Annotated in this window: 13 protein-coding genes; 7 read left to right on the top strand and 6 right to left on the bottom strand. The window is 60.7% G+C overall.

The window, feature by feature from the left end:
* Positions 1-206: 206 nt before the first annotated feature.
* Positions 207-1,208 carry a MarR family transcriptional regulator gene (locus tag CH271_RS20250; RefSeq protein ID WP_179274793.1) on the bottom strand — a complete coding sequence of 334 codons (1,002 nt, stop codon included), beginning with the start codon at positions 1,206-1,208 and terminating at the stop codon, positions 207-209.
* Between the two features lie 60 nt (positions 1,209-1,268).
* Positions 1,269-2,183, bottom strand: a complete 915-nt coding sequence (locus CH271_RS20245) for an alpha/beta hydrolase (RefSeq protein WP_052049224.1) — start codon at positions 2,181-2,183, stop codon at positions 1,269-1,271.
* A gap of 162 nt (positions 2,184-2,345) precedes the next feature.
* On the opposite strand from CH271_RS20245, the gene CH271_RS20240 reads away from it, so the two are divergent.
* A complete protein-coding gene (locus CH271_RS20240) occupies positions 2,346-3,539 on the top strand; it encodes an acyl-CoA dehydrogenase family protein (protein ID WP_082322339.1) in 1,194 nt (397 codons plus the stop codon).
* 116 nt (positions 3,540-3,655) lie between these two features.
* Here CH271_RS20240 and CH271_RS29360 read toward each other — a convergent pair whose 3' ends face one another.
* The gene (locus CH271_RS29360; protein WP_256986476.1) at positions 3,656-3,778 is read right to left on the bottom strand and encodes a hypothetical protein; all 123 of its coding nucleotides are present in this window, start codon (positions 3,776-3,778) and stop codon (positions 3,656-3,658) included.
* On the opposite strand from CH271_RS29360, the gene CH271_RS20235 reads away from it, so the two are divergent.
* From CH271_RS20235 to CH271_RS20220, 4 genes are all read left to right on the top strand, one after another.
* On the top strand, positions 3,779-4,612 hold the full coding sequence (locus tag CH271_RS20235; RefSeq protein ID WP_052049202.1) for an acyl-CoA dehydrogenase family protein: 834 nt from the start codon (positions 3,779-3,781) through the stop codon (positions 4,610-4,612).
* Positions 4,613-4,620: 8 nt separating this feature from the next.
* Complete coding sequence (locus CH271_RS20230) at positions 4,621-5,052, top strand: CoA transferase (RefSeq protein ID WP_032393629.1); 432 nt, start codon at positions 4,621-4,623, stop codon at positions 5,050-5,052.
* Positions 5,053-5,170: 118 nt separating this feature from the next.
* Positions 5,171-5,860, top strand: coding sequence for a GntR family transcriptional regulator (locus tag CH271_RS20225; protein ID WP_254925543.1), 690 nt, complete (start codon positions 5,171-5,173; stop codon positions 5,858-5,860).
* A gap of 123 nt (positions 5,861-5,983) precedes the next feature.
* The gene (locus CH271_RS20220; RefSeq protein ID WP_179274794.1) at positions 5,984-7,921 is read left to right on the top strand and encodes a flavin-containing monooxygenase; all 1,938 of its coding nucleotides are present in this window, start codon (positions 5,984-5,986) and stop codon (positions 7,919-7,921) included.
* An 82-nt stretch (positions 7,922-8,003) separates the two neighbouring features.
* Here the strand turns inward: CH271_RS20220 and CH271_RS20215 are convergent, their stop codons facing one another.
* The 3 genes from CH271_RS20215 to CH271_RS20205 are packed head-to-tail and all read right to left on the bottom strand — an operon-like array spanning position 8,004 to position 10,497.
* On the bottom strand, positions 8,004-8,429 hold the full coding sequence (locus tag CH271_RS20215; protein WP_254925542.1) for a nuclear transport factor 2 family protein: 426 nt from the start codon (positions 8,427-8,429) through the stop codon (positions 8,004-8,006).
* Complete coding sequence (locus CH271_RS20210) at positions 8,426-9,607, bottom strand: serine hydrolase domain-containing protein (protein WP_032393627.1); 1,182 nt, start codon at positions 9,605-9,607, stop codon at positions 8,426-8,428. Before CH271_RS20210 ends, CH271_RS20215 begins: the two co-directional genes overlap by 4 nt.
* Positions 9,604-10,497, bottom strand: a complete 894-nt coding sequence (locus CH271_RS20205; RefSeq protein ID WP_032393626.1) for an SDR family NAD(P)-dependent oxidoreductase — start codon at positions 10,495-10,497, stop codon at positions 9,604-9,606. The genes CH271_RS20210 and CH271_RS20205 overlap by 4 nt, the downstream gene beginning before the upstream one ends.
* A 125-nt stretch (positions 10,498-10,622) precedes the next feature.
* Between CH271_RS20205 and CH271_RS20200 the strand changes: the two genes are divergently transcribed.
* Positions 10,623-11,381, top strand: a complete 759-nt coding sequence (locus CH271_RS20200) for an SDR family NAD(P)-dependent oxidoreductase (protein WP_032393625.1) — start codon at positions 10,623-10,625, stop codon at positions 11,379-11,381.
* Positions 11,378-11,809, top strand: a complete 432-nt coding sequence (locus CH271_RS20195) for a VOC family protein (protein ID WP_052049199.1) — start codon at positions 11,378-11,380, stop codon at positions 11,807-11,809. Before CH271_RS20200 ends, CH271_RS20195 begins: the two co-directional genes overlap by 4 nt.
* The last annotated feature ends 78 nt before the right edge of the window (positions 11,810-11,887 follow it).

Here is an 11,887-nt window from a genome sequence, read left to right as displayed (position 1 = left end):
CGAAGTCCACTGTTGTGATTGGGACTCCCCGACACTCGTGGCCCTGAGTGATGACCGGTGACCGTTGTATCGACTATCCCCGTCGAGAGAAAAGCTGCCGAGTGTCCCAATGTCGATGACAGGTGCACCACTGATGCCGGAGACGGCGATTTGCGACGCGAGACAAGTGACGTGCGAGTGCAGCCGTGGCCGGGAGTCGACTCGCGTTATAGGTAGCGACTGGCTGCGGGATCAGCGATGGACAGCAATTGCTCTACATAGGCATTGGTCAATTCCGTGTATCGCTCCCTGTCCTCAGGAGTTAGGTCACTGAACAGCTCTTCAAGGTCGCGCAGACGCGATTGTGTGATGAGATTGGCAGTCTTCATTCCGTCAACTGTGAGGTGCAACCACATGCGGCGTCGGTCCGGTCCCGCTTCGCCGTAGATCAGACCCATTGTCCGAACTGTTCGTACAGCACGTGATACCACAGCCTGCGGGACATCGAGTCGGGTGGTGATATTGCCGACGGTGGTCGGTCCCATCTTCTCGACGTCCCGCAGTAGAAGGTACTCGAGTTCGTTCAGGTGTACCCCTGCTGATTCCAGGGCTGCATCGAAATGCGTCGAGCCGATAAGGCGTACGAGAGTGACTACGTTTTCCAGGCAGCGTTCTAAAGTGCTACGAGATTCGGGCTCAAGGTGGGGAATCTTTGCACCTGCGGAGGGTTCGCAGTCGTTCTCAGGGCGTATCCGGACGGTCGCGTACGGTGCGAGCCTTCGTCCAAACGTGTTCAGCAACTTTTCGAAGTCGTCAATATCGGCTTCCACCCACAGTTCGAGCGGCCGGCGCACCTGCTCGCGCCATGAGTCGCCCCATCGATTCATGGCATCGATTCCGCGGTCGGTAAGCGCGATCCGCACCTGTCGTCGATCGCCTGGAAACGATTCCCTGGTCTTGACCACTAGTCCGATCCGGACCATCGCCGCTATCTGCCTGCTTGCACGCGTCATGTCGACCTCAAGTGCGGCAGCGAGATCGCTGACCGTCGCTGGTCCCACGGTCAAGCTGTCGAGCAAGGCCAACGCCATACGACCGAGCGAGATGCGCGTCGCTGACTCGAATCTCCGGCGCGCCGCGTTCGAGTTGGCGGAGAAGGCAATGAGATCGACCAACTCGATCAATGCTTCGCCGAGAGTCGTGCTGCGTTGAGGTGGTCGATCCGTCACCATCAAGACGTTACCGATGCAAATACCCCTCGTACGCAATCCCCGACGTTGCGGACCAGGTCACAACCGACGGCCGGACGTTGCCATAGCAAAACGTGCTGCCGCAAGCGCGCATACGTCCGCCATGGCCGCGCGGGCGCGGGCGATGGTCGCAGTCTGCATGAAGAAACCGTGAGCAACCCCGGGGTATCGGATTATTGCCGTGGGTACCTGCGCATCCTGAAGTCGGCGTCCGTACTCTTCTACCCCGTCGCGGAGGGGGTCACCATGCGCGGAGACAACGATCGCGGGAGGCAGGCCCGTCAGGTCGCGGGCAATGGCAGGTGTCGCATACTCGTTGTCGGCGATGGGGTCGTCACCTAGGTATGTGTTTTTCATCCAATCGATGTCTTCCGCGAGCAGCAGTGGGCTATCGCCGAATTCCCGCATCGACGGCCGGTCGCGTCGCCTTTCCAGACCCGGATATATGAGCACTTGCTGTATGAGCTGCGGGCCTGACTCATTGCGCGCCCGCAACGCCGTTGCGGCGGCGAGTCCTCCGCCCGCACTGTCGCCACCTACACCGACGGCCAGCGGTGAAACTCCCCACTGGTCAGCGTTCCGAACCATCCATTGCGTGGCAGCGTAAGCCTCATCGTTGGCAATCGGGAAGCGATACTCCGGCGCCAATCGGTAGCCGACATTGACGACCACAGAACCGGTGCCATCCGCCAGTTCACGGGCAAGGCTGTCGAAGGAGTCGAGTGACCCCATCATCATTCCTCCTCCGTGAAACCACACAAGTGCAGATGCAGCACCGGATGAAGCGGAATGCGGCCTGTACACCCGCACCGGAATCGAACCGTGCGGGCCGTTGATGTCGACCGCGGTGACGGAACGCATGTCCGGGCCGGGCGGGCGAGCTATCGATTCCATCATCGACCGTGCCGCCTCGACGCCCATTCGATGCATGGGTGGCACGTTGTGGTTGCGCATGGCGTCGAGCAAGGCCTGGACGTCTGAGTCGTATGTGTACGACGCCGAGTTGCTTGATTGCGGTTGCACGTCCGTTGGACCTCCACTACTCGGATACAGCCCCTTCGGAGTGCACCCAAACTGTATGATGAAATAGTATCCAATTTTGAATCGGATGATTCGATGCTAGCAGGACTTCGGAAAGGGGACCCTGTGTCTACAACTATCGTTGACAGTCCGAAACCAAGTGCGCGTGAGAACGACTCCCTTCGTACGCTCCGCAGCGAGGTACGAGGATTCTTGCGGTCCGAGATTGCGGCGGGTGGGTTCATTCCGACCTGCGACAGCTGGATGTCAGGATTCGAGCCCGAGTTCAGCGCCAAGCTCGGAGACCGCGGATGGCTGGGCATCACGATTCCTGTTTCATACGGCGGCCACGGTGGAGGTCAGCTTGAGCGCGTTACGATCGCCGAGGAGCTGCTTGCCAACGGTGCTCCGGTCGCGGCTCATTGGATAGCCGATCGGCAGATGGCCCCGAGCCTGCTCAATTTCGGAACACCCGAACAAAAGGAAATGTACCTCCCGGGCATAGCGCTCGGGCGAACATTTTTCGCGATCGGGATGAGCGAACCGGAGGCAGGATCCGATTTGGCCGCCGTGCGTACACGCGCGATCAAGGACGGAAACGGCTGGCGTTTGACCGGAACGAAACTGTGGACTACCGGTGCCCACCTCGCACACGCCATGGTGGTGCTGGCCCGGACCGACGGCGACGTACACGATCGGCAGAAGGGTCTGTCTCAGTTCGTCGTGGATCTGCCGCACCCGAATGTCGAAATTCGACCAATACACAGCATCGACGGCCAGGCCCATTTCAACGAAGTTGTTTTTCACGATGCAGCACTCTCATCTTCGGCGCTGCTGGGCGAACGGGGCGCGGGATGGAGTCAGGTCATGAGCGAGCTCGCGTACGAGCGCTCCGGCCCGGAACGGTACCTGTCCACCATGCCTCTGCTGAGGGCATGGGGCGAGATACTTCGCATAAACGGTTCCACCGCCGAACAACGACAGACTTTGGGAACGCTGACCGCAAGGGCGTGGACCCTGCGTCAGATGTCGCACCAGGTTGCACACGAACTTGCCGCCGGGCGCAGGCCGGACAGCCTCGCGGCCATGGTCAAAGACCTCGGATCCACTTTCGAGGGGGACCTGGTCGAAGGGGTGCGCCGCTCGAGCCGCACCGAACCCAGGATCGGTGCCGACCCTTTTGCGGAGCTGCTGGCACAGAGCGTCCTGCATATGCCCGCCTTCACCCTACGGGGCGGTACGAACGAGATCTTGCGGTCCATCATCGGCCGCGGAATGGGATTGCGATGAACAGCCACAGAAGCGACATCCGTCTCGCTGTAGAACAAATTGTTGCAGCGTCTGACCCATCCGCGGGTGCTCCGATCACATCGTGGGACTCCCAAGCCTGGTCGAATCTTCGGGAGTCAGGATTCGCGGACCTCGGAGTGCCAGAAGATCAGGGTGGGGCGGGTGGTGAAGTAGCCGACGTCGTCGACGTGGTGTCGACGGTTGTACGGCGGGGAGTGTGCACACCCTTGATCGAACACATGCTCGCAGGCTGGCTAGCCAGTGAAACCGGAGCCGAGAGGCTCGCGGGTACGGGAACCATTGCGCTCGGTACGTCCCTCGCCGTCGAGCGATCCGACGGCGAGGTCCGCTTGTCGGGCAGACTCGATGCCGTCCCCTGGGCCTCCGCAGCCGACTGGCTGACTATTATTTTGCCGCCAACCTCCAGTTCGCTGGTCGAGGTGGCGACGGTGAACCTTCGCGACGATGCGGTTGACGTCCAAGACGGATCGGACATCGTAGGTGCCCCCCTCTGTGATGTCGTGCTGGCCAATGCCCTCTCACAGAACGTCGGCCACAACGAGACCTCGATCGACCACGTCCGCCAGCGCGGCGCACTTCTGTACGCGGCGGCGATGACGGCCGCCGCACGAGCGGTCGTCGATGCAACGGTCCTGCATACCTCCGACCGCAGCCAGTTCGGGCGACCGCTATCTAAATTTCAAGCCGTTCAGCAACGCATCGCCCAGCTCGCGATGACGGCGGTGGCAATGGAACGTGCGGTGGAGGCGGCGACCGACGCGGTTGCCGCCGGTCTTCCCGACGCTGAAGTGTCCGTTGCCTCAGCAAAAGTGATCGTGTCGGGGGCGGTCGCCGCTATTGCAGCGGGCGGTCACCAGCTTCACGGTGCCATCGGATTCACCAGCGAACATTCACTCGGCAGACACACGGGGTCCATGCAGAGCTGGCGAAACAGGTGGGGCAGCGACGACGAATGGGCCCGAACGTTGGCGTCGATCGTGCTCGACGATGACGTTGATGTCTGGGACGTCGTGTCTGACGGTACCGGTCACGTCTCAAGCGTGCCCCGTTGACGACGTCGATGGTTGCCACGTCTGAAGGCTCCGATGACGGGACCGACGACCGAATTTGGATCCACGGCTGCGCTGCATGGCCGAAGACCCATTCGGGTGGTGCGTTGTTCCGGACCCGAGTCCTCGACCTGAGCAGAGTTCTGGCCGGTCCGTGCACCTCTCAGATGCTTTCGGACCACGGTGCCGACGTTCTGGAGGTCGAAGGACCCGACTTGGAGAGACCCAGGGGTGGGCCACGGTTCAATGTCCACGGTGTCAGTGCATTGTGCCGCGAGCTTGTCGAGACCGAAACTGCCGCAGACTTTGGCACCTATCGAGTTCAGCCGCTCGGCGATACGAACCCGTCGCACCAGGTCCTCATATACAGAAACTCGTTGTCGGCAATGGGCTTCTCCGTCACGGACAACGCTCGGATGAACAAATCCAGCGGTATCGACTGATCCCGTGCGACGCTGAGAGATGACAATAGTGTATCCATTGTTGAAGAAAGTTGTCGTTAGACGCAGTGACCACTCGACGAGTATCAGGAGGTGTCCGATGCCAAGGAAGTCGACAGCGGTGACTGACACCAAGCAACCCGCACCCACAACAGCCTCCGATCGAGCTGCATCGCGTGTCGTGGACGAGATACAGCGCATGATTATCAGTGGCGAGCTGCTACCAGGTCAGCAGGTGCGGCAGGAATTGATGGCCGAACGACTCGGAGTAAGCCGACTACCGGTCCGCGAGGGCCTTCGCCAACTCACCGCCGACGGATTGGTCCGGCACGAGCACAACGTCGGATATGCCGTATCACGGCTCGAACAGTTCGAGTTCGACCAGATCTATCTCATGCGCGCGGCACTGGAGAATGAAGTCCTCAAAGTTCTCCCACCGCTCGACGACAAGGCTCTCGCCGAAGTGCGCGAACGTGCGGACGAGGTGGCCGCAGCATCGAAGCGGGTGGATATACTGTCCATGCGACTGTCCAACCAAGCTTTCCATTTCGCTATGTTCGACCGATCACCGATGAAGCTGGTTGTCCACGAACTGCGACGGCTGTGGACTCTGGCCATGCCGTACCACGCAGTACACCTGTACGACCCCGAAGCTCGTGTCCGAATTCTTGCGGAGCACGAGGCGATGATCGACGCCCTATGTGAGCACGACAACGAGCAACTGGTGACACTGATGGTCGAGCATCGCAAAGGAGGGGAGTCCGGCACCAGCGTGATGCTTCGCGCTGGCGGCGTCCACCTCGCAACCTGACCTGGAGCGACGTCGGCGAAAGCGGTATCCAGCGGACGCTACCTCGGCTATCCTCGGTTTGGATCCAATTATGCAGCCACTTTAGAATATGAATGCGGAGACCCCATGACAGATTCCTTCGACGTGCCGATCACCAGACGGTTCGAGCGCGAGCCCATTCAACTCGATCGCGGGCAGCTGCTGGCGAACCTCGGCGAAGCGGACCCGGCGATCATGGTGCTGTGCGCCGTTCACGCCACCGGTGACTCCAGCCTGTTGGATCGATTCGGCGGGGCAATTCACCGGTCCATTCCGTCGGGCCCTGCCGCCACACTGCCCGTGGTGACAATGGACGACCACCTTCGATCAGAGCTGAAGGAGGTGCTGGCCGATGCCTTGTGCACGAAGCCGGTGACTCCACACCTCGTGGTGGACGACCAACAGGCGTTTTTGGCCATGGCGTCTCTCGCCGTGGGTGAACCCGTCGCAGGGGAATTCGCCTCACTTCTGTTGGAGCAGAGCGGTTTTGTCCCCACTCAGCCAGTCGTGCCTCGTACCCGGCGGCCGTCTCCCGCCCACCGGATTGCCGTATTGGGTGCTGGAATGGCTGGTATCGCAGCCGGCGTCTACGCCGATCAGAACGGTTTCGATTACGAGATCTTCGAGCGCAGCAACGACATCGGCGGCACATGGCGGACCAATACCTACCCTGGTGTCGCCGTGGACACCCCTAGCCTGTACTACTCGTATTCATTCGATCTGAACGCGCAATGGAGCCGGTATTTCCCGATCGGAACCGAATACCAGGAGTACCTACGGCGCGTTGTCGACGCATTCGATATCAAGTCGCACATTCGATTCGAAACTGAAGTCACGGGCCTGCAGTGGATCGAGGTGGATCAGGAATGGGAGGTTACCAGCACCGACTCTGGAGGTACGCAAATCAAGTCCAGATTCTCCGCCGTGATCACGGCATTCGGGTATCTCAATCGTCCGAAATTTGCGGACGTTCCCGGCCGAGAATCGTTCGGCGGTACCACCGTTCATACGGCCGACTGGCCCGAGGATCTCGATGTCACGGGCAAGCGAGTCGCGGTGATCGGAGCCGGAGCGACGTCCGTCCAGGTCGTCGGAGCTATCGGCGGCCAGGTCCAGGAAATGAGTTTCTTTCAGCGACAACCACATTGGGTAATGCCGAAGAATGCAGGTTCGCCGGACGTACCAGAAGGGGAGCGCTGGTTGCTCGCTCACTTACCCTTCTACAATCAGTGGTTCCGCCTCAAGACGTACTGGGGTGCCAGTGACAACATGTACGACGTAGTCCGCGCGGAGCCGGAGTGGATGAAGGATCACCTGTCCATCTCCCCAGCAAACGACGCGGTCATGCAGTACTGCCTGAACCACATTGCGAAATCATTTGCTGATCGACCCGATCTCGTGAAAGCAATGACGCCGGACTATGCCCCGGCGGGCAAGCGTTTGGTACGAGATCCCGGCAACTTCTATTCGACATTGAAGAAGCCGAATGTCGAAGTGGTGACCGAGCGCATTGAGCGCATCGTCCCGGAGGGTATCGTCACCGCCGATGGGCGCACGCACGAGCTCGACGTGATCGTTCACGCTACCGGTTTCACGCTCGACTATTTGGCACCTATCGATATCGTCGGGCGCGAGGGACGGACGTTGAACGAAGTGTGGAAGGGCGATGACCCGTTTGCCTACCTGGGCGGTACGGTCCCCGGGTTCCCGAATCTGTTCGTCACCTCCGGTCCCAACACCAGTCCCGGCCACGGAGGCGGACACAACTTCACAGTGGAGGCGGTGCTGCACTACATTTTCGAGTGCTTGCAGTTGATGGTGGAGAACGATGCTTCGGCTATCGAGGTGACCACCGAAGCCACCGAAGCCTACAACCAGCGCGTTACCGATCAGCTGGAAAATTCGGTATGGACGACCCAGACCGGCGCGAACACGTACTACCGCAACAAGGCAGGTCGGGTTACGTTGCCGAGCCCGTGGAGGATGGTGGACTTCTGGACCATGCTGCGGGCACCCGACGCCGCTTCGTTCACCGTGAGGTGATGTGAACGCACACGCTGCGCCGAAAGTGGGAAGGGGTCCCCTGGGGCTCCTTCCCACTTTCGGGTTCCCTACCTAGGGATCATCAGTACTCGACCGCACGGTGCGCAATGCGCCACACACCGTCCACGCGCCGATATCGATCGCGGTACCGACCGGCGGAGAGCACGATGGGGAATGCCTCGTCTGCTGCTGAACGGATCAGCATCCACTCGCTCTGCCCACTCGCCGTCTCGTTCGATTCGACGGTGACGAGGCAATTGGTGACGATGTGACGAGTGCCGGCTGCGGGCCCGGCAAACCCGGCGTCGCGTGCACCCTGCAGGTAACGAGCAATCGCGGATGTGCCCTGGTGGAGTTCTCCCCCCATGTCGAACACTGCGTCGTCGACGAACAACGCGACTACCTCGTCCACGCTGGCGGCATCATCTGCCGCGGCAGCGAATTCCATCATTAGCTTTGTCAATGCGTGCTCGTCGCAAACAGTGCCGCAATCATGCGAAGTGATCACGATGTGACTCCAGCCCGTTCGGCCGCAACTTCGCGTACAGCCTCTGCGATCGGTGTGAAGGGATGAAGCTCGGTGGGTAGCGCCTGGTCATGCATTGCGTTGTGGTTGATCGACACAGCCAGGCCGGTGTCTAGCTCGGCCCATCCGAGCGCGCCGCCCGCCCCAGGATGGTGCACAACGTTCGGGTTGTCACCCAGCACCGGATACCCCGCCGGTTGAGGGCCACCGAGCCAAAACCCGTGTGCGCTGACCTGAGCCGGCTTGCCCATGTACAGGTCCGTGTCTTCGACGTGGTCGCGGGTCTCCGTGAACGCCCGGACACGGTCCTCCGACAACAAACGAACTCCGTCCAACTCGCCGAGGCCGGCGAGGAGGGCGAAGAATCTTGCTATTCCTTCAGCCGTGGCGATGACACCGGCACCGGGGTTGACAGTGCGGCGCGACAGTTCGGTGTTGTATACCCTCGAGCCCGGAAAGACCGCTTCGGGCATTCCGAGAAGATACTGCTCTCCGACCCCTTCTGGTACGTCGCCACCGTTCAGTACGGCGACTCGGTCGTCGAGTGCCGCTGGCACTCCGAGATGGACACCATCGATCCGCATTGGCGTGAAGATTTCTTGTTGCAGAAACTGCGCGAAATCGCGCCCGCCGCCATCAGTCCGCAGGACGATTTCCGCAACGACCCAGCCCCACACCAATGCGTGGTAGCAATTGGTGGTGCCGGGCTCGAAAGCGGGCTTTGCATTTTCGATCCGATCGATCATCCATGACCAATCGGCTTGTTTGGCCGGGGTGACACCGTCGGGCATCCAAGGAATACCGCCGCGGTGACTGAGAAGCTGACGGACGGTCATCGTCTCTTTGCCCTGTTTTCCGAACTCCGGCCAGTACTGAGCGACGGGCGCATTGTAGTCGATCAGGCCCTTCTCCGCTTGCAAATGCAGAGCGACGGAGGTGATGGCCTTGGTGACGGAGAAAACGGGGAAGAGAGTGTCGATCGTTGTCGCTGTTCCGGCGGCGGCGTTGCCGGCGGCGGCGTTGACAATTAGCTCACCGTTGAGGTAGGCCGCGACTTGGATCCCTGTTTCCCCGCGTCGACGAGATTCCTCCAGGGCCGCGGTGATCCTCGGGTCGGTTGCTGGAACAGCGTTGCTTCTCTGGTCGTATTCGGTGCTCATGCGGAAATCTCGACTCCCATCAGTGTCAGTTGCTCTCGTGGGTCTTGCGGATTCGTGAGTTCAGTGAGGTGGTGACCTCGGGCAGCTGCCATGGCGGAACACACTGCGTCGTCTGAGAAGATCCAGAAGTCACCACGTGCGATCGCCTCCACCATGTGCTCGGCGGCGGCGACGGCATCCAAACCGGCAGCAACATTTGCCGATTGCATGACATCGAAGACCGCGTTGGCGACTGCATTCGATGTAGGTGCTTGTGTGCGTGCGGCGTTGAAGATGGAACTCTTGATCGAATAGGGAAGTACCGCGGAGACCTGGATCGGTGCCTCGACCAAAGCGATCTCCTGATGCAGACATTCGGTGAGCGAGAGGACGGCGTGTTTGCTCACGGTGTACGGAGCCTGTACGGGGGTGACGGAGAATGCGGCCACTGAGGACAGGTTCGCAATCACGGAGGGCTTTCCTGCTGCGATCATTCTCGGCACGAATGCGCGGATGCCGTGAAAGACGCCATCGACGTTGACCGACATGACTTTTCGCCACCGCACGGGATCGACCTCCCAGAGCAGGCCGGCGTTCTCGAGACCTGCGTTGTTGATCAGAAGTTCCACGCTGCCGAATCGGCTGTAGATTTCCGCAGCGAGAGCGTCGACGCCGGCTGCATCGGTGACGTCGACCGTGTGCGCCGTTGCGGAGCCTCCTGCGCCTACGATGTCGTCGGCGACGCGTTCGGCGGCCGCGGTATCGATATCGGCGACGACGACGTGCATTCCGAGGGTCGCCAGGTGACGGGCCAGCCCTTCGCCGATTCCGGCTCCAGCACCGGTGATGACGGCAGTGCCTGAGGCAAAGCGCGTTCGCGCAGCCGCTGTGACTGTAGTTGTGGGTTCCATGCATTGAGTCTAACTATTGGATCCAGGAAATTATGCAAAATGTTGACAACACGGTCATCGTTCAAGTCCACTGACGGGGAAACGGGATCCGCTCGGTGATCCCAAACGAGAGCAGGAGGAGTCAAGTGTTCGACTTACAAGGTCATATCGCACTGGTCACGGGTGCAGGACAGAGCGTGGGAGCGGGAATAGCCACAGTCCTCGCGCGTCAAGGCGCGTCGGTGATCGTCAACGACCTACACCCCGACAGGGCCGAGAGGGTTGCAGCAGCTATCGCTGCGGAAGGGCACACCGCCGTTGCGTCGGCGTGGGACGTCACCGACTACCAGTCGACCGTCGATCACGTCCGGTCCGCCGAAGCCGAACTGGGCGGGCACGTCGACATCCTCGTCAACAACGCGGGTGTTGCCGAAGGCAAATGGAACCTCCCGTTTCGCGAACTCACCCCTGAATTGTGGCGGTTGCCAATCGATCTCAACATCTACGGATCGTTGAACTGCACGAAAGCAGTCATCGACGGTATGTGCGACAACGGGTGGGGTCGCGTGGTTCAGATTTCGTCAGGTTCGGCCAGAACCGGACAGAACATCAACGTTTCGATGTACGCGACGGGCAAGAGCGGGATCGAGGGGTTCGTCCGTCATCTGGCGGCAGAATGCGGCCAGTACGGTGTCACCGCGAACGTGCTCGCGCTCGGCCAGCAGAGCAACTTGGCCGATGTCATGCCTGCCGACATGATCGAGCGGATAGTCGCCACCATTCCCATCGGTCGTCTGGGCGATGCGGAGGAAGTTGGTGCGGCATGCGTCTATCTCGCATCTCATGAATCCGGTGGTTTGACTGGGCAGACCATCGATTTCAACGGCGGGACCCACACCCGATGAGCGCGTCGCCCGACGACAGCCGGTCACCCGCACTTCGGGCACCTGAAATCGCATTGACGGCACTTCGAGTGTTCGATCTCGCCAGGTCCGTGGCGTTCTATGTCGACGGGTGTGGACTGTTCCGCGTGCACGATATTTCCACGGACACGTTCGATGCCATCATCGTCGGTCAGCGCAATGGTGCAGGCGGCGGCGTCGAACTGATTCGTGAACGTGATCCCGCCGCCGCGATCGAACCTGGCTCCGGATTCGCGAAACTCGTGATGTCGGTCGACGATGTGGAGGGCACGACCACAGCATCCGTCGAATGCGGCGGCACAGTGGTGATGGCTCCCCGTGCCCTCGAACACCTCGGCGGTTTGGTGCTATCGACGGTCCGAGATCCCGACGGGTACATCGTCGAATTCGTACAGCGAGCTTCGTCCTAGCGTAGATCGACTCGAATGAGCGTAAACGTTTGCAGCACAACATGATCAGGTCGCGCCGCCCATCTGATAACAGGTGGG

It is taken from the genome of Rhodococcus sp. 05-340-2 (genome assembly GCF_002258915.1).
GTDB lineage: Bacteria > Actinomycetota > Actinomycetes > Mycobacteriales > Mycobacteriaceae > Rhodococcoides.
Note: the sequence above shows the minus strand (reverse complement) of the source record. Positions and strands in the feature narration are given on the sequence as shown.

What these genes read in the sequence shown, in the direction of transcription:
- CH271_RS20205 (WP_032393626.1), bottom strand. Translation starts at nt 10,497, where the DNA reads ATGGAACCCACAACTACAGTCACAGCGGCTGCGCGAACGCGCTTTGCC.
- CH271_RS20230 (WP_032393629.1), top strand. Translation starts at nt 4,621, where the DNA reads ATGGTTGCCACGTCTGAAGGCTCCGATGACGGGACCGACGACCGAATT.
- CH271_RS20195 (WP_052049199.1), top strand. Translation starts at nt 11,378, where the DNA reads ATGAGCGCGTCGCCCGACGACAGCCGGTCACCCGCACTTCGGGCACCT.
- CH271_RS20210 (WP_032393627.1), bottom strand. Translation starts at nt 9,607, where the DNA reads ATGAGCACCGAATACGACCAGAGAAGCAACGCTGTTCCAGCAACCGAC.
- CH271_RS20245 (WP_052049224.1), bottom strand. Translation starts at nt 2,183, where the DNA reads ATGCGCAACCACAACGTGCCACCCATGCATCGAATGGGCGTCGAGGCG.
- CH271_RS20235 (WP_052049202.1), top strand. Translation starts at nt 3,779, where the DNA reads ATGCTCGCAGGCTGGCTAGCCAGTGAAACCGGAGCCGAGAGGCTCGCG.
- CH271_RS20240 (WP_082322339.1), top strand. Translation starts at nt 2,346, where the DNA reads ATGCTAGCAGGACTTCGGAAAGGGGACCCTGTGTCTACAACTATCGTT.